Genomic DNA, 24,168 nt, shown 5'->3' with positions numbered 1-24,168 from the left:
AGCGCTGCGCAAGTGTGCAAGCATTTGCGCATCTTACAGACAACAGGTTTCAGGAGCAGTCATGACCGAAGTCACTCCGCTTTCCCCCCAATCCATTCTCGTTCTGGGTGCCGGCGAGCTTGGCCTGCCGGTGCTGCGCAATCTTGCGCGGGTGGCGAAGCGCTCGCCCGGCTCCAGCATCGGCGTCCTGCTCAGGGAATCGACAATCCACACGCAGGTGCCTGAGAAAAAGGCAGAAATCGATGAGCTGCGCGGTCTGGGCATCCAGATGGTCGCTGCCGATCTGGTAAATGATTCAATCGAGCAACTGGCTGAAATCTTCGCACGCTTCGATACCGTCATCGGCTGCGCCGGCATGGTCGCCGGTCGGGAAACGCCGATGAAGCTGGCTACCGCAGCGCTCAAGTCCGGTGTGAAGCGCTATTTCCCATGGCAGTTTGGCGTTGACTACGACGAGATCGGCCGAGGCAGTCCCCAGGACCTGTTCGATGCCCAGCTTGATGTGCGCGAGTTGCTGCGTGCCCAGGACCAGACCGAATGGGTCATCATCTCGACGGGCATGTTCACCAGCTTCCTGTTCGAGCCTGTGTTCGAGGTCGTCGATCTTGAACACGACGCGGTGAACGCCTTGGGCAGTCTTGACAACAGTGTGACGCTCACGACCCCTGACGACATCGGTACGCTGACCGCCGACATCGTGTTCTTCGAGCCGCATCTGCGCAATCAGATCGTCTACCTGGCCGGCGACACAGTGACGTACGGGCAGGTGGCGAGCCTCCTTGAGCGGGTGCTGGAACGTCCATTCAAGCGCAACGTATGGACCGTTGAACAGCTGATCCAGGCACTGGATAAAGACCCTGCCAATCACATCAAAAAATACCGCGCCGTATTCGCTCAAGGCAGAGGCGTGGCGTGGCCCAAAGCGGCGACATTCAACGCGCAGCAGTCGATTGCGGTCACCACCGCCGAGCAGTGGGCCCGCACGCATCTGGCCGGTTATCTAGCACACCAGCAGGTCGCGCCCCAGTCACGCTGACGTCACCACGCGCTGGTTGATGACGCGCCATGCAATAAAGACGGCCAGCATCGGCGCCAGGGCAAAGAGGCCAAACAGCCAGGCCGCGGCATTGGCGACTCCCTCGGTGCCGCCCGGGTCGGTAAGGCCGGCCACGTTGGCCACCATGCCGGCCAGTGCGGCGCCGAGCGCAGTGGCGAACAGCTGTACGGTGGTGATGGACGCCGCTGCCAGGTTCTGTTCGCCGGCCGGCGCGACCTGAAACACCTGAGTCAGCAAGTGCGGCCACGCCATGCCCACGCCTGAGCCGATGGCCACCAGCGCCATGCAGAGCGGGGCGAGGGCAAGCCCGCTACCGGTGCTTTCACGGGGCATCAGCACGGCAAGCGTCAGCATGCCAGCCACACCCAGCAAGGGGCCCACCAGCATCGCGTAGCGAACGTGCCTGGCGCTGACACCTGCGCTGGCAATGGACCCCAACGTCCACCCGGCCGCCATCAGCGCGGCGAGATACCCGGCCATCAGAGGCGACTGCTGATGCAGCACCTGAAGAAAAAGCGGAACGAATATTTCACCGCTGGTGACGGCCACCGCCAGCAGCGACATCGTGGCATAGAGTGCGCCCAGCGCCGTTGTGCTGTGCAGGGCTCCGGTCGGCAGCAACCGCTGCCGGGCGCGGTTTTCTGTACCGATCAACAGGGCTGTCAGCAACCCGGCGACAGCCAGCCCGATGAGATTCCAGTGCAGGGCAGCAGAGACGCTGCCGAACGAAACGGCAAGCACGGCCGCTGTCAGGAGCACGAGTTGGGCAAGCGGTAGCGGTGAGCGTTCGGCCTTGGTCGTGCCGCGCCTTGGCAGCACCATCACCGCCAGTCCGGCGAACAGCAAGGCGGCGGGTACCAGCGACCAGAACGCCGCGCGCCAGGCGCCAAGTTCGGCAAAGAGGCCGCCGACGGCCGGACCGACCAGGGTGGCCACGCCCCACATACCGGACACCAGCGCCATTGCCCGCGGCCATAACGCTTGATCGAACACCTGCCGGATCATGGCGTAGGAAAGCGCGAACAAAAAACCGCCGCCCAGACCCTGGACAAGACGGCCGCCGAGCATGACCGGCATGGACGGGGCCACTGCACACAGGAGCGTGCCGATGGTAAACACCAGCGTGGCGATGACGTACGCGCTGCGAGGCCCCGCCGTGGCCAGCAATTTTGCCGCCAGCGCCGAGCCGAGGATGGAGGCGGCGACGAACAGGGTGGTGTTCCAGGCATAGTAATCGAGGCCACCAATGTCCCTGACCACCGATGGCAGGATCGTGGTGGCGATATAGACATTAATCGCATGCAGCACAACGCCCCCTGCCAGCGCGAGTGAGCGTACGCCATTGCGGCCCGACAGCAAGGCGGCCCAGCCCGGTGCAACGTGATGCTTATCCATGTGTATTCCTTTCCAGGTGTCACCGCATGCGGCAAATGAAGCCTTGCCAAGGCAAGGTGACACTCCTTATAAAACCTCATGTATAGATGAGGTCAACAGGGGAATCCTTCATGATCGATGTGAGCGTCGCGCTTTCGGTCGGGCAACTGGCGCGCCGATGCGGGGTGACGGTTGCGACCGTGCACTTCTATGAAGCCAAAGGCCTGATTCAGGGGCAGCGCAACGCCGGCAACCAGCGGCGTTACCCTCGCGATACGCTGCGCCGGATTGCGATCATCAAGATTGCCAAGCGCGCAGGCGTTCCCCTGTCGGCGATAAAGGACGCGCTGGACGGGCTTCCCCCCGGGCGAGCGCTGACGGCCAGGGACTGGGCTCACCTCTCCAGCCAATGGCGCGACATGCTCACCGAGCGTATCGACAGCCTTACCCGATTACGCGATCAAATCGATGGCTGCATCGGCTGTGGCTGCCTCTCCATGGACGACTGTCCGCTTCGTAATCCGGGTGATCATTTGCGCGAGCAGGGAGAGGGCGCTGTGCTACTCGAACAGTCCTCATTGCAGGCGCTGGAATGAGTCGACGCCCATTGCATCCAATAACATCAGCCTCCTTTAGCCGCCTCTGTGTGGCGGAGATAGAAAAATGAGCATTGACTGGATCAGCTTCACGCCGTGGACTTCGTTGTTCGGAGGGGCTCTGATAGGGCTGGCCGTCAGCGTGTTCGTTCTGGCCAATGGCCGAATCGCAGGCATCAGCGGCTTGCTGGCCGGCGTGCTGCAGCCTGGCAGTGAGGGCTGGAGCGAGAAGGCCCTGTTTCTGCTTGGCCTGCTGGTTGCGCCAGTGTTGTGGGGCGCGTTCACCGTCTTGCCGGTGATAGAGATTGATGCACAGTGGCCAGCCCTTATCGTGGCGGGCCTGCTGGTCGGCGTGGGCACCCGTTACGCTTCGGGCTGCACCAGTGGTCACGGCGTGTGCGGGATGTCCCGATTGTCGCCTCGCTCCATCGTGGCGACGCTGTGCTTCATGGCCAGCGGATTTGCCACGGTGTACGTCAGCCGCCACGTGCTGGGCGCTTGAAGATGATCAGGTTGACTTCATTTGTTGCGGGCGTGCTATTTGGCCTGGGCCTGCTGTTGGCCGGCATGGCGAATCCGGCCAAGGTGCTGGCTTTTCTGGACATTGGCGGAGCCTGGGATCCGTCGCTTGCGCTCGTGATGGCCGGCGCCATTGCCGTGGCGGTCATTCCGCTGAACCGGGCGCGCACGCACAGGCAGTCTTTGCTGGGCGCCCCGATGCAGTTGCCCGTGAAGCGCGAACTGGACGCCCGCCTGATCGGTGGCAGCCTGGTATTCGGTGTCGGGTGGGGCATGGCAGGCATCTGCCCCGGCCCCGCGATTGCCATTGTGCTTACCGGGCACTGGCAGGCAGGTGTATTCCTGTTGGCCTTGCTGGCGGGTATGTATGTATTTTCTGCTCTGGAAGGCCGGCGCGTTACGTGATCAGGTAAAGGCATGCCTCGAAACACGCCGGGTGGTTTCCATTCAATGATCTGTGGCCATTGTTCCTTTATGGCTTGATGATCCTTTGCATCGAACACTGAGGTTTTGCGCATGGCATGTCAGGTTCGGCCCGCCACAGGCGAAGACACGGCAGCGATCAGCCGTGTAGTGATCGCGGCCCTTCATGAGTCAAATTCGCAGGATTATGCACCTGACGTTATCGCTCGGGTCGAGCGCAGCTTCAGCCCTGAAGCCATCAGCGCGTTGCTCGATAAGCGTCAGGTTTTCGTCGCCGTTTCAGGGTCATTGATTACTGGCACGGCAAGCCTGGACGGTGATGTGGTCAGAAGCGTTTTCGTTGACCCTGCCTATCAGGGGGCAGGGGTCGGTCGGCAGTTGATGAGTGTCATTCATGCGGCTGCTGCCAGTGCCGGAGTTGACGCTTTGCGGGTTCCATCCTCGATGACGGCGCAGGCATTCTATGCGGCACTGGGCTATCGGAAAATCCACGACGCGTTTTATGGGACTGAGCGGACGATCATTATGGAAAAACAGCTGGGGCGTCAGTGCTGACGTGTCTGTTCAGGCGGCAGCCATTGAGGCGTGCCATTCGCCTTGGGCCACTTGCACCAGCGTTCCTGTCCATATTCATGACCCTCAACCGACGTGTTTTCAATTACCGTTGCCCCGGCGCGCTCAAGGGGGCCGTGTACACCCCGCGTGCCGGCTGATGATGGAACCGCAGTTTAACGGGATAACTATTTTTGAGACAGGACACTCGCAGCAAGTCTTTTTGTACGGGTTCTTCGAGAGTGGCTGCCTCACAAGGATGACCTTGCGTGTGACAGGTAGATACGCTTCGGAGAAGCAGCCTGGTGTTATTTTCTGGTGAGGTTTGGTCGCCTGGGACAGACCTGTGAGTTGCGCGCTTCTTAGGGTTTCTGCGACGGCAGGAAGCGAGTTGAAGAAATCAAAAAATTCAATTTTTTCAATTCATATAAACTCTTGGTAAGGGCTGACTTTGAGTCGTTCAGGCGACATTTGCAGTCGGCTGGAAAGTCGAGTTCAATTTCAATCAGTGCGGCAGTTGTATGTGTGATCATGTCGCTTGTCGATGCAAGGAGTGATTGTTTTAATGATTCCAGTGACTCAAATAGCGCCCGGGCTTCACGCTGCAGAATATGTTCAATCAAGCCAAACTGCAGCGTGCCGGTGTTGTCAATTGAAGAGGTGGTGGTCAGTAGGGCAAAATTAATTTCATGGTAAGAATTTTCTATGCTCTTTTGGCAGCCCACTATATTTTTGATTCGTTCAGCGATGTCGTGCGCAAGAAGCTCAAAGCCCTTGATTAAAACTTCTGGTTTTTCCTGGTCTTTCATGTCTCACCCTGCCCTGTACAACCCTTGGTCTATAAGGAGCATTTATAAGAAATTACCTGCGCTGTCATCGTTGCGTTGAAAACAGGCTTGGGCGCCATTCCGGTCAAAAGACTTATTTGCGACTCGTGAGGTCGAGCGCGACGTTGAACGTTCTTTGCCTATTCTTTTAAGCCGCCATTGGTATTGCACTGACTGCCTCGACGGTGTGGGTGGAAACACCTCGGGTTAAAAATTTCCAGCAAGAGAGTTTATGGTGCTTCAAGGGAAGTCAGGGTGTTCACATTAAATAGCCAGGTCTGCTGGATGCCTGGCATCAGCCGGTGTCAGCATTGACGACCACAGGGATTATTCAGTCCCTGACCGGCTGGATAACAGTCTGCATAGAGCGAAGGCTACCTCAAATCAACCTGAACCTTCCCACCACGCCGTTCAAATCTTCCGCCAGTCGCGACAGCTCATGACTGGCTGTGCTTGTCTGCGAGGCCCCCTGTGACGATTGAATCGACAGGTTGCGAATGTTTACCAAGTTCCGATCGACTTCCCGCGCGACGTGCGCTTGTTCCTGTGATGCACTGGCTATCACCAGATTCAAGCCATTTATTTCGCCAATCGCGGTGTTAATTTTGCCAAGGGCTTCGCTTGCACCTTCTGCAATGAGAAGCGTTCTGGTGGCAAGATCCGTATTCCCTCGCATGGAGCCTACTGCTCGGTCAGTTCCATTCTGAATTCCTGTAACCAAGCGTTCGATCTCGCTGGTCGATTGTTGGGTTCGGTGAGCCAGTGCACGAACTTCGTCGGCTACAACAGCAAAGCCTCGACCGGCTTCGCCTGCTCGTGCGGCTTCGATAGCCGCGTTGAGCGCTAACAAGTTGGTCTGCTCGGCGAGGCTACGAATGACGTCCAACACTTTTCCGATATCCCGAGACTGGTCGGCCAGCTCGCCAATCAACTCAGACGTTTTGCCTATATCAACACCCATTTCATCAATGGCGGCGACCGTCTTTTTAACCAGCACTGATCCCTCTTCGGCAGCACCGGTAGCATGGCCAGAGGTACGGGACGTGTGCTCGGCGTTGCGAGCAACCTCTTCTACAGCGCTCGTCATCTGATTAACAGCAGTCGCTGCCATTTCAATCTCATTGACTTGTTTTTGTAAACCATCAGCACCTTCTTGAGTGGTGTCGGTCAACTGTACGGTGGCCGTCGAAAGCTGGTTGGCTGAGGAGGCAATCTGTTGCAAAATCTGGCGTAATTGCTGCTGCATATCACTGACAGCCGCCGCCACGCTGCGGTTGTCGCCGGTCACAACAGCAATGCTTTTACTAAGATCGCCTTTGGCGATTGTTCGGGTTATTTCGGCCACCGTACTCGGCTCACCGCCAATCGATCGGAGGATGCTGCGCGTGGTTATCAGGGTAACGAAAACGCCGACCACGGAAATGAGCAGTGTCACGAAAATAGCAATGTTGCGTATTTTGCTGGAGTCAGTGACTTGATCATGAAATCGGAGTTCCGCTTGACTCTTGCCTTCTTCGCGAACTTGCTGAAGGGTTGCAAAGACGAGCTCAGCGAACGGCTTTACTTCCTCACGATTGACGTTGGCTGCGGCTGGGGTGTCACCTGACTCGATCACGGCTGTCTGGTGCCGCATACCGTCGCGCATTTTTTTATAATCGCTTTGCAAGGTGGCTAATGCGTTACCCTGTAGCGTGTTGCTTTCGGTGGCCATCAATTGATCAATCAGGACATCAACCCGTGCAAAGGCGCTTTCGTTCTGGGCCTTCCAGTTAGAAATCTGTACGGGGTCGCCAATGGCAATCATGCGTAGAATATTTATGTCGACACGTGTCAAAGCACCATCGATGCTGTTGACTGCCTCCGTTGCAAGAAAATCCTTGTTGAATAATGCGTCGATATTGTCTGTGGATTTTTGGAGCGCTTGGATCATAAACACAGACAAAGAAAAAAATACAAAAATTATAGAGAATGTTGATAGCGTCAACCGCTTTTTTACACTAAAGCGTGGCGTGTTCTCATTGTGGATACTGTTCATGAAGTGCCCCTTTCTGAAAAGTAATTGACGGGTGAGCAGCCTCTAAGGGCGCAGTCCATATCACTGAGACGTCAGCATCAAATGCTCGGCCAGCGGAAAAATTTAAGAAACCTGTACACTGCACAAGGCTGTTATTCGCCGGTGTGCTGTAGTGTGCGATTTCAGTCAGGCCGTGATGGCCTGGCGACGTACAACAGCCTTGTATAAGGCCGGGTCGCCTATTCTTTTTCTGCAGCAGTTGCTCGATTTGACTGGCTTGTTGCTTTGGCAGGCTCAAGCGTACTTTTCAAATTTACAGGCGTATCGTGACGATTCAGCCGCGCAGACTGGATCATCATGAACGCCCCTCCCGCTTTTCGCTACGTACCTACTCTGCGAAAAGGCTGCTCCTGCAACCAGGGCGTCCGAGGGGTCAATCTGGTTTCGTACCAGCTTTATAGTATGGGCCATCATAGAGCCAGCTCGACATATCTGTCTAGCATTACGCACAATCTCTATCAAAGGTTGATAGATCCTGCCCCCAAGCGCATATTGACGAGTACCGACGAGTTTGAGCGACTGATGGAGGCACTGGCGGCGGGCCGTATAAATTCTGATGGAGGCGTACCCCTGCCAACTACACGGCCAACATGAAAAATTTTCTGCGGGTTTCCAATGGCGGGCAATGGCGCCAGCAGGCGTTGTGATGATTCTTTTATAGATTAATGAGTCATATCAAAGTATCAACGGGTTTTGGCGCGGTAACAGCCTCATCGGGGTGTCCATGCATGCATTTATTCAGGCTATTTTATGTTTATGAAAGCCGTTTGATCAACATCGTGAAATAGCAGGCATGGAATGGGCATAGGCAAACGTGACACGGGCACACCAGGATCCTGTTGAGCGTCTACATCGGGCTCTGCGTCAAACAGGCGCTTTGGTTCAGGCTGTATGGGACCATTGCCTCGAATGGGATAAGCGCCTTGAACTCATCACGCTCGCTACCCTCAAAGCAGGTCACACCATGAGCCTTTACGTCATGCAATCCTGCCCCCGCTGCAGTTCTGTCCAATACGTCAGACCAAAGCACATGCTCATAGGCGCAGCAAGCCCGAAAAAGCGCTTCAACGGCGAAGAAAGAGCAGGTTATCAACGCCTCGATCAACTGGCTGTCGATGAATGCAAGCCTGACCTTATGAACGCGCCGCCACTGGAGCAGTTTGTCGATGGCTTTTATTGCGATCAATGCGGGGTGGGTTTTGTGGCAAGCGAAATAGTACAAGGTGCCGCACCCTCATCGCCCTGAAAACGGTGGTTCAAACGGCAGGTTGAAACGGCCAGCCATCAAGCTGGATACGAGCGATCTCGCCCTTGGCAGCCTTACTCACTCATCACCCATGCGGCTCACACCCTTATGACGTCTATCGACCCGTTGTCGCTCCAGCGCATCACCACCGCTCACGGCACGCCCGAGGGCGCGGCGTATTTCGATGCCGAAGAAAGCATCGTCCATGATGTGTTCACCGACCGCATCGCCTTCCAGACCCGCTTCATGGACAACCGCAGCTATGAGGTCAGCGTCGCCGGGGGCGAGGTCTGTGTGCGCATGACGCGGCTGGATAACTACCGCCGTGGCCATAATGCCCAGGTGATCGATGACGACATGGATGAAGACGACTGGGAGGAACTGGCCACTTTGTGGCAGCGCTTGAGCCAGGACCTGGATCCTCAGCTGAAAATACCACCCCTGGATATAGCCGATGCGTTGGCCGACCTGTTCGATTGCCTGTTCGATGAGGACCGGGCGCAGGCGCTGGTTGAAAACCTGCCGGCCACTGCATCGCAGACGGCGTGGAACCGGGCCTGGAATCAACTCGCCTCAGCGCTCACCGAGGCGGGTCAACTGGCTCATTTCGAATGGAAGGAATGGGCGTCGGGTGGGGTCAACGCCGTCAATGAGCTGGCACCGCTGCGGCTGGCAGGTCTCGAAATCCCTGTGCCGGATGCCAGGACAGTCAAGGCGGTCAACCAGGCCGAAGACTGGGAGCGTACCTTGCTCCAGTACTTCAATACGCACCTGGAGCCCCATGATTTGAAGCTGCTGGCACTGGGCACTCACTTTGATGAATACCAGGCTTTTGCCTGCCTGCCCATGAACGGACTGGGGCTGGTCAATGCGCTGGAGATCATGGGCAGGCTGGGCATTGTCCATAAGTACTGAGATGAGCCGAGTCACAATCAGGTGTCAAGGGCCGGCCATTGGGTAATGTTTGATACGGCACTCATGGCTGTGGCCATCGCCTTTGCAAACGCCATCCAGATAGCGATAGTCGATGCGCACAGACTGCCCCTTGCCTGGCCACTGTCGGCGTGGAAGGGTGCGTTGGTAATCAGGGGTTTCCGGGGTAAACGTGAGGGTCGCGCCTTGTGCCGGGCACTCCACCGTGGCCGATGCCGGGTTCACCTTCAAGACCTGGGCCTTGAGTTGCGGATACGGCTGCTTTACCACCTCAGTGATGCGCAGCTCCATGCGGCAAATCTGCCAGGTCGAAGCCTGCACGGGTCCGCACAACAGGAAGAAGGGCAAGACCAGGAGCGCATGGCGCAGTGGATGATTGTTCATGATTGACCCTGATAGCCAGGCATTGTCAGACCTCGATTCACGAGATGGAATATTGCTGCGATGACACGCTTGGACCTCACTCCAGCAACGTATAAACCTTATCCTGAAGCGCGATGCCGATCGCCTCGTACCACCGGGCTTCGACCTCGCCAACGACCTCATCGCTCACACTGAAGCTGCCATAAATATCGACAAAGGCCGAGGCCAGCGTCTTGGGGATCAGCTCATGATCTTTATAGTGCGCTGTCAGAAAATCAATGGCCAGAAACAACGCCTCGACCTCTTGCTTGCACAGCGGTTGCCGGGTGCGGATTTTTACCGGGAGTGAGTGTTCTCCCAGCAGCCTGGCGTAGACCAGATCAAGGGCTTGCTGGACGTTCATTGCGTTCTCTTGTCAGGTGTTATCAGGTTTTTACCAAGCGCTCAGCAATTGAAGACCGGTGCGTAGCGTTCCTCGCGTTTCTTGAAATGAACGGGCGCCATGGGGATTTTTTCACCGTTGACGAAGATGTCTGGAAAAGTGAGGGTGAAGTCATCCATATCGCCCTGGCCCAGTGCGGTGCCCTTGAACCCTTCGTGGAATTGCTTCCTGGGATCAAAGCCGGTCTTCAGTTGTTCGATGCTGACAGGATAGGTTTCTCCATTGGCGAGCGTCACCGTAACGATGGGAGAGGCCGCACTGACCCACAGTGGCGGATCGGTCTGTTTGTAAGCCGCTTGGCGTTGCTCGGGTGTATTGAGATTACGCAGGCGTGGAGGCGTGTAGAGGCGACCGAAAAGACGCAGTTCAGTGTCCGTGGAGCGCTGCTTGTCCGGCCAGCTCACCGCGCCCGGCGGTGCTGCATAGACCAGCACATGCACCCAATTGAGTTCTTCTGACTGCGGGGCGTAGCTCATCGCGGCCTTGGGGCCCGGGCAGGTGCGTGACAGCAGGGCGTTGGTGCCCACCGGTGAGTCCGGATGCAGATAGGGCCCGGTGCTGCATCCCGCCAGCAGGGCCAATGACAAGGACAAGAGGTAAGGCTTCATGAGACCTCTGCGTTGGGTTGTTGTCGTGCCACTTATCTATCCTGTGGGTCAATTCAGTGCAACTGACCGCGCAAACCCTCGCCAGTTCTTGGTAGAAGGGACGAACAGCATCAGGTCTCCACGACTGCTGAAGCAGGCGATCATCATCGCGTCAGGTTGAGGCAAGACGTTCTCCACAAGGCAAACCTGCGCCAAAAGTATTAGGCTCACGGCTTTCTCCGGATGTGAAGTATCCCTGCATGACGGCCTTCTACCTCAAGTTGCTCATCACCCCCGCGCTCATGCTGGCCATCTCGCTGGCGGCCAGGCGCTGGGGCACTGCGGTCGGCGGGCTGCTCTCGGGGCTGCCCATCACCTCGGCGCTGGTCATGCTGTTTCTCAGCCTGGAGCAGGGCAGCGCCTTTGCCCTGATGGCCGTGCCGGGGGCATTGGCCGGGCTGGCGGCGATCCAGGCGACGTACCTGTTCTACTGGTGGGTGACGCGCCATGTGTCGGCGCTGCCCGGATGCCTGGCCGCCCTGGTGGTGTATGGTGCCGTGGCCTGGCTGATGAGCCGCCTGGGCGTACTGACCCTGTCGATCACTGTCGCGCTGCTGTTGGTGGGCTTGATCATCGTCTTCACCTCCAGACAGGCGCGCACCCAGGCTGCGGCCTGCGTGCCGGTGCCGCGCTGGGTGATTCCGATGCGCATGGTCACGGCCACGCTGCTGCTGTTGGCGATCACCGCCAGCGCCACCTGGCTGGGCCCGGTGGTCAGCGGCCTGCTGGCGCCGATCCCGGTGATTGCCTGGCCGCTGGCGGTGTTCGCCCATGTGCAGGGCGGGCGGGGTGAGCTGACAGCGATCATCCGGGGCAATGCCATTGGCGCGGTGGGGGTGGTGGGGTTTTACCTGACGCTGCAGCATTGCATCGTGCAATGGGGCGCGGTGCTGTCGATTGCAGCGGCCGTGGTGCTGGCGGTGGTGGTCACGGCAATGCTGGCCAGGGCGTTGGCAAGGCGCTAGACGCCCAACCGGTGTGGCTGACCGGCACCAAGGCGGCACGCTGTCGCGCGGCAAACACCCGATATGTAGAAGGTGATCTTCGGCGCATTGTGCGTATTGCGTGCAGCCTCTTTTTCAGACGTTGAGGGGGCTCAGACCAGGTCTGCAGGCGCCATTGTCAAAATGATCTTGCCGACGTTTTCTGCTGACTCCATCCGCCGATGAGCATCGGCGGCGCGTGACAGTGCAAAGGTGCTGTCCACGACCGGCGCAAGGCCTGCCGCTTCGTCGAAGCGTTCCAGCCAGTGCGCGCGAAAGCGTTGGATCATGGCGTGCTTTTCTGAGGGAGTACGCGATTTCATCACCGTGCCGATGATGCGCAGGTGGCGATAGAGGATATCTTGCAGCGCCACACTGACCTGGCCGCCACCGCCCAGGATACCGACCTGGATCAGTCGACCGCCGTAGGCCAGTGAGGCCAGGTTACGGGCGAAGTAGGGTTCGCCGACAAAGTCGATCACCACATCGACACCGCGCCCTTGGGTGTTCTCGGCGATCACTTCGGCAAAGTCCTGAGTCGTATAGTCAATGACGACGTTGGCGCCCAGATGCTCGACCCGCGCCCGTTTCCGGCCTTGCGCCGTGGCGTACACCGTGGCGCCTGTAGCATGGGCCAGTTGCACGGCCGCCGATCCCACGCCGCCGGCGGCGGCATGGATCAGCACCGAGTGGCCAGGCTTGAGCTGCGCCAGGTGCATCATGGCCTCATGGGCCGTGACGAAGACCTCGGGAATGGCGGCAGCCTGCACGTAATCCAGCGACGCCGGAACGGGCATGGCCATGCGGTAGTCGATGCGCGCCTGCTCGGCGTAGGCGCCGCCGCCCACCACGCCCATGACCCGGTCACCAACCTCGAACCCCGTCACTTCAGCGCCTTTGGCGATCACCTCGCCGGCCATTTCCAGGCCCATGATCGTCGAATCACCAAAGTTCGGATGGCCGTAGCCGCCGGTTCGATGGGTCAGGTCGGCACGGTTCACGCCGGCGGCATGGACGCGCACCAGCAAGTCGGTCGGGCGCACTTCAGGCTCGGGCACATCCGCCAGTTGCAATACATCAGCAGCGCCGAAGGTCTTGAGGTCGATGGCTTTCATGGTCGTGTCTCTCCGATTCGGTAAATGGGTGTTCAAACCTGGCTGATGAATTTGTTCGTCAGATAGTGCTCGATGCCTTCGATACCGCCTTCCGAGCCATGGCCGCTTTCCTTGAGGCCGCCGAAGGGCAGTTCGGTGGCGACGATGCGGTACTGATTGATACCGATCATGCCGGCCTCCAGCCCGTCGGCCACGTCGATGGCGGTGCGGGCACTGGCGGTGAAGGCGTAGGCCGAAAGGCCATAGGGCAGGCGGTTGGCTTCCTGGAGGCCATCGTCCAGCGTGTCGAACGGCATCAGCACGGCAATGGGCCCGAAGGGTTCTTCGTGCATGATGCGGGCGGTCATGGGCACATCGGCCAGCACGGTCGGCTCGAAGAAAAAACCGTCACCGTCCAGGCACTTGCCTCCGGCCAGCACACGTGCGCCCTTGGCGACGGCGTCGGCGACCAGTGCCTGCATCTTGGCCAGTTGCCGGGGGTTGGCCAGTGGTCCGACCTGCGTGCCGGGCGCCAGGCCGGCGCCGATCTTCAAAGCCTGCGTGGCGGTCACGAAGTGATCGACAAAGGCGCGATAGGCGCCGCGCTGGATCAGAAACCGTGTGGACGAGATGCACACCTGGCCGGTGCCACGAAAGCGGTTGGCCACGCCTTCGACGGCGGCTTTTTCGATGTCGGCGTCTTCGAACACCAGCACCGGGCCATGCCCGCCCAGCTCCAGGGTGATGGGCTTGACACCCTCGGCCGCCCGGGCCGACAACAGCCGGCCGATGGGCACGGAGCCGGTAAAGGTCACCTTGCGAATGACAGGCGAGGCAATCAGGTGGCTGGACACCTGGTCCGGCACGCCGAACACCACCTGCAGTACGCCTTTGGGCAAGCCGGCATCATCCAGTGCGCGTGCCAGGGCCAGTGCGGTGGCGGGGCTTTCTTCACCTGGCTTGAGGATGACACTGCAGCCGGCCGCCAGGGCGGCCGAAAGCTTGCGGGCCGGGGTGATGGCCGGAAAGTTCCAGGGCGTGAAGGCCGCGACCGGGCCGATGGCCTGGCGTTTGACCATCTGCAGCACGCCGGGACGATTGGCCGGCACGATACGGCCATCGATGCGTCGGGCGCTTTCGGCAAACCACTCGAAGTACTCGGCAGCGCGGGTGACTTCATCCAGGCTTTCGCCCAGCGGCTTGCCTTCTTCCAGCGTCATCTGCCTGGCAATGTGAGGGGCGCGTTCCAGGATGAGCTCGGCCGCGCGCTTGAGCACCTTGGCGCGCTGGGCCGGTACGGTCTGGCACCAGGTTGCAAAGCTGCGCTGCGCCACCTGGAGTGCATGATCAAGGTCGTCTGCGCCGGCCAGTGGCACGCGCCCCAGTTCACGGCCAGTGGCCGGGTTGACGACGGCGGCGGTGTCGCGCCCTTGGGCGGCGATCCATTTACCCTCGATAAAAAGATAAAGCGGGTCGTAAGCGGTATTCATGACACGGGCCCTCTGTGGGTTGGCAAGCGTTCGGCGCCTGGCTGGCGGCCTGTGCAATCCAGTTTATGGAGGACCGATCGTTTGATTTAGCCGCCCGCGAGGGAATCAGTGTTGTGGCGGGCGGTAATATCGAGTGCTGCGGGGAGGGTGTAGCATTCGTGGCCATGGTTGGATGGCGTGCACGTCTTCAAGGGAATACAGATGCAATCAGGTCGGCAGGAAAGTCGCAATGGATAAGCTTTCGAACATGTCGGTGTATGTGAAAGTGGTCGAGATGGGCAGTTTCACGGCGGTGGCCAACCATCTGGACTCGACGGTCGGCAATGTCTCGCGTGCCGTCACCGCCCTTGAAAGTGCACTGGACACGCGTCTGTTGCAGCGCTCGACCCGGCGCCTGTCGGTCACCGATGCCGGCCGGCGCTTTTATGAGCGGTGCACGAAAATCCTGGCCGATCTGGAGCAGGCCGAAGCCGAGGCCAGCAATGCCGCCCTGCAGCCCAGGGGCACATTGCGGGTGCATTGTGTGCCAGGGCTGGCGCGGCAACTGGTGACCCGGGCGGTGCTTGATTATCGCAGTCAGTTTCCGGACGTCACCGTGGACCTGTTGCTGTCCCAGCGCATGCCCAACCTGTTGGAAGACCAACTGGATGTGTCGATCCTGATTGCCCGGACGCTGCCGGATTCGGCCTGTGTCAGCCAGAAAATCGGCGTCAGCCATTGCGTGCTGGTGGCATCCCCGGCGTATCTGGCGCGCCATGCGGCCCCGGCGACGCCTGATGAACTGGGCGATCATCAATGCCTGTTACTGAGCACCGTGGACTATGGGCGTGATGAGTGGCAACTCAAGAGCCGGGCCGGTGAGGCGACGTTTGTCCACGCAGGGCCCGGTTTCAGTGTCAATGACATGGACGCTATGGCCGTGGCGGTTCGAGAAGGGGCGGGTATCGGCTTGCTGGCCGGCTTCAGTGCCATCGAAGACTTGCGCTCGGGGGCGCTGGTGCGGGTGTTGCCTGAATACCACACGCATGAGCGCAACGTGTACGCCGTCTACACGTCACGGCAGTTTGTCGATGCCAAGATCACGCGCTTTATCGAGACGCTGAAGTTGCAGGTGGGCACGCGGTTGGCCGAGATTGTCCAGCAACTCATTCCTTAGTGTTCTGTTGTATCGGCGCCTCCGCTTGCCGGAATGCCGGACCACCGCGATCGGCTGCGGCAGCAGTCGTGAAAATAGTGGCCTCACCATCGCAAGAAGGTCCTTGCGGACCTTGTCGCCGGCAAGCGGGCTCCTACCGGGCCACCTGTGTGCTGCGCGACAGCGCACAGGTGGCTATCGGTCCTGCTGCGACATCACCGCAGAGCGCACCGGCAGGTGGGCATATTCCGGGTTCTTTTTCAGCAGCCGGCGCACGCTCTGTTCCTGTCGGTCTTCCACGCACACGCCAATGCTCGGTGCCGGCACATCGCAGCTGAACAGCGCCAGGAAACCGCAGTCCTTCACGCCGTACACCGCATCGGGGCGTACCAGCGACGAGCAGCCGTAGGTCATTTCACCGAGGTAGTTGATCGCGCCCTGTTGCACGGTAAAGCGCAGGGGGCTGGAGTAGGGGCCCATTACACCGCGCCGCGAGCCCAGGCTATGGACTTCGTAGTGGCCTGGCGGCAGCCAGGCGGAGTAGTAGTTCTGCGCGCCCCAGCCCACGCTTTTGCCGGTGTCGAGGTTGAGAAACTCGATCCAGGTGCCGTAGGGGCCGCCTTCGGCCAGGGCGCCGGTCACCAGGCCTGCGTTGTCGGCCGAGTAGACGGCGGAGTCCAGCCTGATTTCATCGGGCATCGTCGCGCAGCCCCCTATCATCCCTAAAAGCCCTATGGCCAGAAGTTGCCGCATCAATTGACTCCCTTGTCTGGAACCTCGTCGCCTTGCGCAGGTCCAGTGCACCTGGACAATGGCGAGGTCGTTGAAACACTCCGAATGGCATCGTCGCGCGTATCAATTCTTTCAAGGACGACTCATGGTCACCTTCGACTCCCGTTTTCTGCATTCATTCGCCCTGCTGGCGGGCGGTGCCGTCTTGCTCAGTGGTTGCAGTTTCAACGGCACCTATCCCGATGCCACCGAGGCTGACGCGGCCAGGCTGCGCTTCATCAGCGGCATGGACAACGTCACGATGGATGTCTTCGATGCGGCCCATTGCGGCGGGCAGACCACCGGGTTGATGAATAACCTGTTCTCGGCCGACACCCGGCGCCGCGCCGACATGAGCATTGCGCCGTCCAGCGACGACGAGCCCTACCTGGAAATTCGCCTCAAGCCGGGCCACGAAGTGCTGCTGCGGCCCAACACGCTCAGCACCGGCAGCGTGTGCACCAACGCGTTCAACTTCGTGCCGCAGGCCAATGCCGAATACGAGCTGACCTTTTCCTGGCGCGACCGTCAGTGCGTGTCGTCGCTGATGCGTCTGCATGCACTGAACGGTGAGGTGGTGCGCTCGCCGGTGCCGCTGTTGAACAACGGCCTGCCCAGCTGTGCCGGGAGCAACCCGGTCTTCCCGGCGGCGCCCACGCTGCTGCCCGACACCCCGGAACGCACAGCCATGATCGCGCAGATCATCGACGACAGCGTGACCGAACAGATGAAGGCCGAGCTGGCCGTCGGCAGCGAAGCGGACCGTACGCGGCTGATCGAGAAAAGCCTCAAGGAACGTCAGCAGAAGATCACCTTCACCTTGCCGCCGGCCTACTGGACCGAGTACCGGCAGAACCTGCAGACCTATACCCAGGACGTGATGGCCAGCAAGGCGCGTGCCCTGCAACTGTACAAGGACGACTACCGCACGCGCCTGCGCCAGCTTGATGACGCCGAGCTCAAGCGCCTGCTGCCTGACAGCGACAGTGCCGATGAAGGCCGGATCCTTGAAGTCAACAGCGCCAGGACCCAGTACTACCGTGCGCTCACCCAGGATGTGTTCAAGCAGGGCTACAGCGATCACCTGTCGCGCATGGCCGACCTGGATCGACGCTACGGGGTGTGCGAGCGCCTGGTCGATTGCTGGAAGAACTGACCGCTTGCCGGCGTGGCGTTTTCATCCTCTAATCGAATGAATTTCCCGCACCAGCCCCGAGGTTATTCGCTGCATGGATGAACTGCGCAAGATTGACCTCAACCTGCTGCTGGCCCTGCATGCGCTGCTGACCGAGCGCCACGTCACCCGTGCCGCGCAACGCCTGCACCGCAGCCAGCCGGCGGTCAGCCATGCGCTGGCGCAGTTGCGTGCGCACTTCAACGACCCGTTGCTGATTCGCCAGCATGGCCAGATGGCGCTGACTTCACGGGCGCAGGCGCTGGCCCGGCCGCTGCAGGAGGCCCTTGGCAGCCTCAACGGTTTGCTGGCGGCGGCCGATTTCGATCCGGCGCTGGCGCAGCGGCGTTTTCGGCTGTCGTTGTCCGACTATGCGTCGCGGCTGGTCCTGCCGCGGCTGGTCGGGCATTTGCGGCAGGTGGCGCCGGGCATTCATCTGGCGATCAGCCAGGCCAGCCGCGAGACCGTGCTGGCGCAGTTGCTCGACGGTGAACTGGACCTGGCGCTGGGGCTGTTCCCGGCGGTGGCTGACGATGTGCGTGTGCAGGATCTGTTCGAGGAGCGTTTCGTCAGCCTGGCCGACAAGCAAGTGTTGCCGCCCAGGGGTGGCCTGGCACTGGACGACTGGCTGGCGCGACCGCATGTGATGCTGGCCATGCGGCCCGATGCGCAGGACGAGGTCGAGCGGGCGCTGGCAGCCAAGGGGCTGCAACGCGAGATCGTGCTGGTGATGCCGCACTGGAGCGCGGCGGTCGAGGTGCTGCCCGGCACCGACCTGATCCTCACGGTGGCGCGCCGCGCCATCGGCTCGCTCAAGGCCTACAAGGGCTTGCGTGAATTCAAGCCGCCGCTGGCGCTGGCGCCGTTTGCCTATCAACAGGCCTGGCACCGGCGCAAGGACAGCGACCCTGGCCACCGCTGGTTGCGCGAGGCAATTCTGGCGTGCAGCCAGCCGACAGGTCGGGCCGAATCCTCTACTTGACGGTCTGCGCCGGGTTATCGCGGATGGCCGCGCCGGGCGTGTATTGCACCAGCAGCACCCCGCCCAGAATCAGTACGATGCCGGCCAGTCGGGACAGGCCGAGGGGTTTTTCGGTCAGTCCCATCCAGCCGAAGTGGTCGATGATCACCGACACCAGAATCTGCCCGGCCACCACCAGCACCAGAAAGCCCGCCGCGCCCAGCTTGGGGATTAACGCCGCGGCCGAGCCGACATAAAACGCCCCCAGCACGCCGCCGATCCAGAACCACCACGAACCCTGCAACGCCCGGTTGATGTCCGGTGCAGAAATGCGCAGCACCAGCAGCAGGGCGATGATCACGATCGTGCTGAGGGTCAGCGAGGTCAGCGCCGCCCATAGCGGATGCCCCAGGGCCCGCCCGACCGCCGCGTTGCTGGCGGCCTGGAACGGAATCACCGCCCCGGCCATGAAGGCCATGGCCGTGGGCATCAGTGTGAGAAGTACGGTTTTGCTGAACATGGTTCCATCCCTGTGGGTTGCCTTGAAGGAGGGCAGCGTGGGGGATTTACACGGCGAATGGAAATCGAAAGGGTGCACCAGGGGTATTCATCGCATGAATGATCAGAGGCGCAGCAGGGCTCATGCGCGACCGTAGGTTGCTCCCGCCAATCACGCAGGAGCGACCAACGGTCGCCAAGCCTGTCTATCAGGTGAATCACCGCACGCTCAGAAATCCCAGCGCGTGGTCAGCATGAAGTTGCGTGGCTCGCCATACGCCGCCGAGTTGTAGAAACCGATATTGGTGTAGTACGACTTGTCGAACAGGTTGTTGGCATTGAGCGTGGCCGACAGGTTTTCGCTGAACTGGTAGCGGGCCATGGCATCCACCAGCCAATAGGATTCCTGTGAGAATGACTCGTAGCCGCCCTTGGGCGAGTTGTAGATGTCTTGCCAGGCCACGCTCTGCCAGCGCGCGCCGCCGCCGAGGGTGAGTTTGTCCAGGCGGCCGGTCAGTTTGTACGAGGTGTACAGGGTGACCTGATCTTCAGGCTCGAAGGTCGAGATCTTCACGTCGTTGTCGTCGCGCACGATCTTGTGCGTGTAGCCGGCCTGCACCTGCCAGCCGGGCGTCACTTCGCCGGAGACTTCGACCTCGTAGCCCTTGGTCACCGCCTGAGTGCCCTTGAAGGCGTAGTTGGACGGGGTGGGCTGGCGGTTGTTGTACTCGTCGTCGGAAACCGAGCGATTGTCTTCATGGATCTCGAAGTACGCCGCACTGGCGTTCAGGCGCTTGTCGAAAAACTCGGCCTTCAGGCCCAGCTCGTAGTTCTGGCCTTCGTCGGGTTCGAGGATCTTGTTATCACGGTCGCGGTTCCAGTTTTCCTGGGGCATGAAGATGTCGGTGTAGCTGGCGTAGACCGAGTAGGTGTCGTTCAGGTCATAGATGGCGCCGACATACGGCACGAAACGCCCGGTTTCCTTGTACGACGGCGTCAGGCCGGTCAACTGGTAATTGACCACGCGCCCGCCGAGCAGCACCTTGAGGTCGTCGGCCAGGTTCAGGCGGGTGGTGATGTAGGCACCGGTCTGGCGCACGGTGTCGTCGATGGTCTGCGCCTGCTCGCCCCAGTCCGGCTCGCGGAAGTTGCCGTGCCAGTTGTTGAAGTCGACCACGTTGGGGCCGTAAGGGGTGTAGTTCCAGAAGCCCTTGCCTTTCCAGTTCGAGGTGGCGATGGAGCCGCCCACCACCAGCTCATGCTCGCGCCCCAGCAGGCTGAACGGTCCACTGAGGTAGAGGTCGGCCGAGTCGCTGACGGTTTCGCCGGTGTATTTGCCGGGGGTGATCGAGGAGGTGCCATCGGCATTGGGGGTGCTGCCCTGGATCGAGCCCATCACCGCGTGGTAGCCGTTGATCTTGTGGTCCACCTGCAGCTTGGCGACCCAGCCGTTGTCGAAATTGTGCTCCAGCATGGCAAACACGGTGCGCGTGTACTGCTCCCAGCTGCTCCAGTCGGCGCCGTTGTTGAACGAGCGCGAGACATGGTTGCGCTCGCCGTTGGCGTCGATCAGCGGAAAGCTGCCCGACCAGGTCGAGGCCTTGGGCAGGCTGTCCTGGTAATCACCCCCCACGGTCAGCATTGTGTCCGGCGACAGGTCGAACTCCATGATGCCGTAGTACACCGGCGTCTTGCGCGAGTAGCGGTCCATGAACGAGTGCTTGTCCTGGTAGGCCGCCACCGCACGGCCGCGCACGTTGCCGGTCTCGGTCAACGGGCCGCTGACGTCCAGCTCACTGCGGTAGTTGTCCCAGGAGCCGGCGCCCAGGCTGGCATGACCCTGGAAATCGGCGGTGGGCTTCTTGCGCACCAGGTTGATGGTGGCGCCAAGGGAGCCAGCACCGGTCAGCAAGCCGGTCGCGCCCTTGAGCACCTCGACGCGGTCATAGATGGCCATGTCGCTGAGGGTATTGCCGGCCGAGTAGGCGACGTTGCGCGCCGTGGACGGAATGCCGTCGTACTGGAAATTGTTGATCGAAAAGCCGCGCGCGTAGTAGTTGCTGCGCTCGGTGTCGAATGCCGAGACGGTGATGCCCGGGGTGTGGCGCATCACGTCGTCGACGCTGTTGAGACCGAAGTCGTCCATGTGCTGGCGCGTGACGACGGTGATCGACTGCGGGGTTTCACGCGGCGACAGCACCATGCGCGTGGCCGTGGCAATCGTGCCCGGTGTGTAGGACCCCGAGCCCTCGGTGATGGTCCCCAGTTCGTTGGACACGATCTGCGTCTGCCCCAGCTCCACCACCGAGGCGTCCTGACGGGTAGCGCGTAGCGAATAGCGCCCGTCGTTTTCGCGAATGGCCTGCAGGCTTGAGCCAGACAGCAGGCGCGCCAGGCCCTCGCCAGTGGCAAAGCGGCCCTCCAGCCCGGTGGTGCGCTGGCCGCGCGTCAGTGCCGGGTCGAACGACAACACAACGCCCGTCTCGGCCGCAAAGCGGGTCAGGGCCGCGCCCAGGTCGCCGGCACTGATGTGGTACTCGCGCACGACGGTTTCGCCAGCGTGCACCTGCACGCCGGCACCGGCCGTCAGCAAGGTCGAGCAGAGCAGGGCATGGCGAAGGCTGGTCGCCAGGCGACCGGGCTGTGAAGGGCGTTTCATGTCGGGTGGTTCTCGTGATGAAAGTAGGCAAGGTGGGACGCGCAGCGCCCTTTGCCCAATGAGTCGAATGAGAACGAGAAAACCTATCATCTGCGCTGAAAATAATTTCAGCGGGCCGTGACCGTGACCCAATAGCGCGTGTGCTGCTCAATCCGTACCGGCAGGCTGGTGCTCAGTGCATGCAAAGCCTGATCGGTATCGCTCACGGCAAATGCACCGCTGATGCGCAGCCCGGCCACCGCCGGATCACAGCGCAGCCAGCCCCGGCGATAGCGGGCCAGCTCGGCGAGAAACGCATCCAGGCGCTGGTCGTTGGCCACCAGCACGCCCTTGGCCCAGGCATCTTGTCCGGGGTTGAGCGGCGCTACGGCGTCGGCCTGATGCCGGTTGAAGGCGCACTGGGTGCCGGTGGCCAGCACCAGGGGCTGACCGGCCAGAGGCGTGATGCGCACCTGATGCTCGAAGACCGCGACATGATCCTGCTCACCTGCGCGGCGCACTGAAAAGCGGGTGCCCAGGGCCTGTACGGTGCCGTGCGGAGTCTGCACGAAAAACGGCCGGCCGGCGTTGTCCGCCGCCGTGGTGATCAAGACTTCGCCCTCGCGCACCACCAGGCGCCGCTCGCTGGCGCTGTAGGCCATGTCCACGGCGCTGGCGGTGTTGAGCTGCAGGTGCGAGCCATCGGGCAGGGTCACCTGGCGCTGTTCGCCCGTGGCGGTGCGGTAGTCGGCCATCCAGCCTGAGGTCTGTGCCTCGCGGTAGCCGCCATAGCCGAGCAAACCGGTGCCGGCGGCCAGCGCAAGGCCCTTGAGTACAGAGCGCCGGCCGATCTTCTGCGGCTGCCCGGCCAGGCTCAAGGCGCGCCCGGTCAGCCCGGCCGGCATCCCGTGCAGGCGTTGCTGCACGCCCTGTACCTGTTCCCACGCCCAGCGATTTTCAGCGCACGCCTCCAGCCATTGCCGCCAGGCGCTCTGGTCGGCATCGGTCACCGCCTCGCCTTGCAGGGTGGTAAACCACTGGGCCGCCTGCCGGATGGCGGTCATCTGCCGCGAATCCAGAGTGGTCATGCGCCGCCGTCGACCACGCCCAGGCTGAACAGCACGCAATGCTGTGTGGCCTTGGCGATGTAACGGTTGATGGTCACCACCGAAACGCCCAGTTCGGCGGCGATGGCGCTGTAGGTCATGCCGTCCAGTTGCGACAACAGGAACGCCCGGCGCACGTTGGCACCCAGGCCGGCAAGCATGGCGTCCAGTGCGCACAGGCTTTCCAGCAGGATGGCACGGGTTTCCTCGCTGATGGTCGCCGCCTCCGGCTGCTCGGCCAGCGCCTGCAACCAGGCCCGCTCCAGCCGCGCACGGCGAAAATGATCGATCATCAGGCGCCGCGCGATGGTCGCCAGATAGCCCTTGGGTTCACGTATCGCCTCAAGCTGCGTCTCACCGTCCCGGGCGGTCAGCACACGGATGAAGACATCCTGCACCAGGTCTGCGGCCAGGTCCCGGCACTCGACACGCGGGCGCAACCAGCCAAAGAGCCAGCGATGATGATCGCGATAGAAGGTGTCGACCTGCTGTTTGAAAGGAGAATGGCTTGGCATGGCGCCCAGGGATAATGTAATTAGGATTCATTATCATTATGTGAGGCGTCGGGAATTTTCTGCAAGGTGGGGGCGGGAAGTATTTCTGTGCGCTACCCGCTGTGTGCAGTTGTGTCCGGACCCGACAGACAAGGGCACGCTGGCGCATCAGCCGCCCAGATAAGGCGTCACGCTGTCTTCGAGTATCTCGACCAGCTCAGGGTCCATGAAGCGGTAGTCGTCGGCAATGTCCAGGCAGTGCAGCGGCTTGTATTCAAGCAGGCGCGCATAGTCGGCCTGGAGGTGATGCAGGTGCTTGCGCTCCATCACAAAAATGATGTCGGCCCAGCGGATGTCCGCAGGACCAATGGGTTTGCGTGCGTTGGGGCTGGTGCCCGCCGAACGGGCATCAAAGCCCGGACGGCGGCGCCAGATCGCCTCTGCAGTAGGGCTGCGCCACTGGTTGCGGCTGCAGACAAACAAAAGGTGGGTCACGCGTACTCCAGCCATTGACGGTTGTTGCGAACGGGGTAGCTCATGCCGAGTTGGCGAGCCCTGGCCAGCTTGTCGGAGCGGGTGTACATCAGCTTCCACTTCTTGGGCGGTTTGAATGTTTGTGTACGGACTTTCTGGTCGTTGTTGTGCTTGCAGGCCTCGGAGCGTCTCCAGGCGCGGGTTCTTTGCATGGTCTTGTCCTCGTGAATACCGGGTTCAGCAGCCGCGGTAATACGAGTTGGCATAGGGTAAGCGTAAATCGTGACCGGAGCCAGA

26 protein-coding genes are annotated in these 24,168 nt (G+C 60.8%); 11 read left to right on the top strand and 15 right to left on the bottom strand.

Going from position 1 to position 24,168, the window contains the following annotated elements; genetic code table 11:
* Positions 1-61: 61 nt before the first annotated feature.
* Entirely contained in the window at positions 62-1,036 is a 975-nt protein-coding gene (locus ASF84_RS18720) for an aromatic alcohol reductase (RefSeq protein WP_056840347.1), read from the top strand.
* Here ASF84_RS18720 and ASF84_RS18715 read toward each other — a convergent pair.
* Complete coding sequence (locus ASF84_RS18715) at positions 1,028-2,452, bottom strand: MFS transporter (RefSeq protein ID WP_056840346.1); 1,425 nt, start codon at positions 2,450-2,452, stop codon at positions 1,028-1,030. The two genes, ASF84_RS18720 and ASF84_RS18715, sit on opposite strands and share 9 nt — an antisense overlap.
* Positions 2,453-2,562: 110 nt before the next feature.
* Here ASF84_RS18715 and soxR point away from each other — a divergent pair, with 110 nt between their 5' ends.
* From soxR to ASF84_RS18695, 4 genes are all read left to right on the top strand, one after another.
* Positions 2,563-3,027 (top strand): redox-sensitive transcriptional activator SoxR, encoded by a 465-nt coding sequence (soxR, locus tag ASF84_RS18710; protein ID WP_056840802.1) that lies wholly within the window; start codon positions 2,563-2,565, stop codon positions 3,025-3,027.
* A gap of 67 nt (positions 3,028-3,094) precedes the next feature.
* The gene (locus tag ASF84_RS18705) at positions 3,095-3,529 is read left to right on the top strand and encodes a YeeE/YedE family protein (protein ID WP_056840345.1); all 435 of its coding nucleotides are present in this window, start codon (positions 3,095-3,097) and stop codon (positions 3,527-3,529) included.
* 2 nt (positions 3,530-3,531) lie between these two features.
* Entirely contained in the window at positions 3,532-3,951 is a 420-nt protein-coding gene (locus tag ASF84_RS18700; RefSeq protein ID WP_056840344.1) for a DUF6691 family protein, read from the top strand.
* Positions 3,952-4,062: 111 nt separating this feature from the next.
* Positions 4,063-4,524 (top strand): GNAT family N-acetyltransferase, encoded by a 462-nt coding sequence (locus ASF84_RS18695; protein ID WP_056840343.1) that lies wholly within the window; start codon positions 4,063-4,065, stop codon positions 4,522-4,524.
* Between the two features lie 359 nt (positions 4,525-4,883).
* Here the strand turns inward: ASF84_RS18695 and ASF84_RS18690 are convergent, their stop codons facing one another.
* Both ASF84_RS18690 and ASF84_RS18685 read right to left on the bottom strand, forming a co-directional pair.
* On the bottom strand, positions 4,884-5,330 hold the full coding sequence (locus ASF84_RS18690) for a hypothetical protein (RefSeq protein ID WP_056840342.1): 447 nt from the start codon (positions 5,328-5,330) through the stop codon (positions 4,884-4,886).
* Positions 5,331-5,727: 397 nt separating this feature from the next.
* Complete coding sequence (locus ASF84_RS18685) at positions 5,728-7,383, bottom strand: methyl-accepting chemotaxis protein (RefSeq protein ID WP_056840341.1); 1,656 nt, start codon at positions 7,381-7,383, stop codon at positions 5,728-5,730.
* 1,003 nt (positions 7,384-8,386) lie between these two features.
* Between ASF84_RS18685 and ASF84_RS29195 the strand changes: the two genes are divergently transcribed.
* Both ASF84_RS29195 and ASF84_RS18675 read left to right on the top strand, forming a co-directional pair.
* Positions 8,387-8,668: a hypothetical protein gene (locus tag ASF84_RS29195; RefSeq protein ID WP_156684296.1), complete on the top strand. Its 282-nt coding sequence runs from the start codon at positions 8,387-8,389 to the stop codon at positions 8,666-8,668.
* A 108-nt stretch (positions 8,669-8,776) separates the two neighbouring features.
* Positions 8,777-9,583: a DUF6630 family protein gene (locus ASF84_RS18675; RefSeq protein ID WP_056840339.1), complete on the top strand. Its 807-nt coding sequence runs from the start codon at positions 8,777-8,779 to the stop codon at positions 9,581-9,583.
* A 24-nt stretch (positions 9,584-9,607) separates the two neighbouring features.
* On the opposite strand, the gene ASF84_RS18670 is transcribed toward ASF84_RS18675, so the two are convergent.
* The 3 genes from ASF84_RS18670 to ASF84_RS18660 all read right to left on the bottom strand — a co-directional run bounded on the left by ASF84_RS18670 (position 9,608) and on the right by ASF84_RS18660 (position 11,014).
* The gene (locus ASF84_RS18670) at positions 9,608-9,985 is read right to left on the bottom strand and encodes a hypothetical protein (protein ID WP_082481702.1); all 378 of its coding nucleotides are present in this window, start codon (positions 9,983-9,985) and stop codon (positions 9,608-9,610) included.
* 76 nt (positions 9,986-10,061) lie between these two features.
* Positions 10,062-10,367 carry a hypothetical protein gene (locus ASF84_RS18665; RefSeq protein ID WP_056840338.1) on the bottom strand — a complete coding sequence of 102 codons (306 nt, stop codon included), beginning with the start codon at positions 10,365-10,367 and terminating at the stop codon, positions 10,062-10,064.
* 41 nt (positions 10,368-10,408) lie between these two features.
* Positions 10,409-11,014, bottom strand: coding sequence for a hypothetical protein (locus tag ASF84_RS18660; RefSeq protein WP_056840337.1), 606 nt, complete (start codon positions 11,012-11,014; stop codon positions 10,409-10,411).
* Positions 11,015-11,253: 239 nt separating this feature from the next.
* Between ASF84_RS18660 and ASF84_RS18655 the strand changes: the two genes are divergently transcribed.
* Complete coding sequence (locus tag ASF84_RS18655; RefSeq protein WP_056840336.1) at positions 11,254-12,018, top strand: hypothetical protein; 765 nt, start codon at positions 11,254-11,256, stop codon at positions 12,016-12,018.
* A gap of 131 nt (positions 12,019-12,149) precedes the next feature.
* Here the strand turns inward: ASF84_RS18655 and ASF84_RS18650 are convergent, their stop codons facing one another.
* Positions 12,150-13,151: an NAD(P)H-quinone oxidoreductase gene (locus ASF84_RS18650; protein ID WP_056840335.1), complete on the bottom strand. Its 1,002-nt coding sequence runs from the start codon at positions 13,149-13,151 to the stop codon at positions 12,150-12,152.
* Positions 13,152-13,183: 32 nt separating this feature from the next.
* Positions 13,184-14,620, bottom strand: a complete 1,437-nt coding sequence (locus tag ASF84_RS18645) for an NAD-dependent succinate-semialdehyde dehydrogenase (protein ID WP_056840334.1) — start codon at positions 14,618-14,620, stop codon at positions 13,184-13,186.
* Positions 14,621-14,849: 229 nt separating this feature from the next.
* Between ASF84_RS18645 and ASF84_RS18640 the strand changes: the two genes are divergently transcribed.
* The gene (locus tag ASF84_RS18640; protein WP_056840333.1) at positions 14,850-15,776 is read left to right on the top strand and encodes a LysR family transcriptional regulator; all 927 of its coding nucleotides are present in this window, start codon (positions 14,850-14,852) and stop codon (positions 15,774-15,776) included.
* Positions 15,777-15,950: 174 nt separating this feature from the next.
* On the opposite strand, the gene ASF84_RS18635 is transcribed toward ASF84_RS18640, so the two are convergent.
* On the bottom strand, positions 15,951-16,454 hold the full coding sequence (locus ASF84_RS18635) for a hypothetical protein (RefSeq protein WP_236709454.1): 504 nt from the start codon (positions 16,452-16,454) through the stop codon (positions 15,951-15,953).
* Between the two features lie 178 nt (positions 16,455-16,632).
* Here ASF84_RS18635 and ASF84_RS18630 point away from each other — a divergent pair, with 178 nt between their 5' ends.
* Both ASF84_RS18630 and ASF84_RS18625 read left to right on the top strand, forming a co-directional pair.
* Positions 16,633-17,682: a hypothetical protein gene (locus ASF84_RS18630; RefSeq protein ID WP_056840331.1), complete on the top strand. Its 1,050-nt coding sequence runs from the start codon at positions 16,633-16,635 to the stop codon at positions 17,680-17,682.
* A 73-nt stretch (positions 17,683-17,755) separates the two neighbouring features.
* Positions 17,756-18,682, top strand: coding sequence for a LysR family transcriptional regulator (locus tag ASF84_RS18625; RefSeq protein WP_056840330.1), 927 nt, complete (start codon positions 17,756-17,758; stop codon positions 18,680-18,682).
* Here the strand turns inward: ASF84_RS18625 and ASF84_RS18620 are convergent.
* The 6 genes from ASF84_RS18620 to ASF84_RS18595 all read right to left on the bottom strand — a co-directional run bounded on the left by ASF84_RS18620 (position 18,675) and on the right by ASF84_RS18595 (position 24,083).
* Positions 18,675-19,181 carry a DMT family transporter gene (locus tag ASF84_RS18620; RefSeq protein WP_056840329.1) on the bottom strand — a complete coding sequence of 169 codons (507 nt, stop codon included), beginning with the start codon at positions 19,179-19,181 and terminating at the stop codon, positions 18,675-18,677. The genes ASF84_RS18625 and ASF84_RS18620 overlap by 8 nt on opposite strands.
* Positions 19,182-19,388: 207 nt before the next feature.
* Entirely contained in the window at positions 19,389-21,818 is a 2,430-nt protein-coding gene (locus ASF84_RS18615; RefSeq protein ID WP_056840328.1) for a TonB-dependent siderophore receptor, read from the bottom strand.
* 107 nt (positions 21,819-21,925) lie between these two features.
* A complete protein-coding gene (locus ASF84_RS18610; RefSeq protein ID WP_056840327.1) occupies positions 21,926-22,885 on the bottom strand; it encodes a FecR domain-containing protein in 960 nt (319 codons plus the stop codon).
* Complete coding sequence (locus ASF84_RS18605; protein ID WP_056840326.1) at positions 22,882-23,418, bottom strand: sigma-70 family RNA polymerase sigma factor; 537 nt, start codon at positions 23,416-23,418, stop codon at positions 22,882-22,884. The genes ASF84_RS18610 and ASF84_RS18605 overlap by 4 nt, the downstream gene beginning before the upstream one ends.
* A 147-nt stretch (positions 23,419-23,565) precedes the next feature.
* On the bottom strand, positions 23,566-23,892 hold the full coding sequence (locus ASF84_RS18600; RefSeq protein ID WP_056840325.1) for a low molecular weight protein tyrosine phosphatase family protein: 327 nt from the start codon (positions 23,890-23,892) through the stop codon (positions 23,566-23,568).
* Entirely contained in the window at positions 23,889-24,083 is a 195-nt protein-coding gene (locus tag ASF84_RS18595) for a hypothetical protein (RefSeq protein ID WP_056840800.1), read from the bottom strand. The genes ASF84_RS18600 and ASF84_RS18595 overlap by 4 nt, the downstream gene beginning before the upstream one ends.
* Between the last annotated feature and the right edge of the window lie 85 nt (positions 24,084-24,168).

The sequence above is a fragment of the Pseudomonas sp. Leaf127 genome (assembly GCF_001423155.1).
Classification (GTDB): Bacteria; Pseudomonadota; Gammaproteobacteria; order Pseudomonadales; family Pseudomonadaceae; genus Aquipseudomonas; species Aquipseudomonas ovata.
Note: the sequence above shows the minus strand (reverse complement) of the source record. Positions and strands in the feature narration are given on the sequence as shown.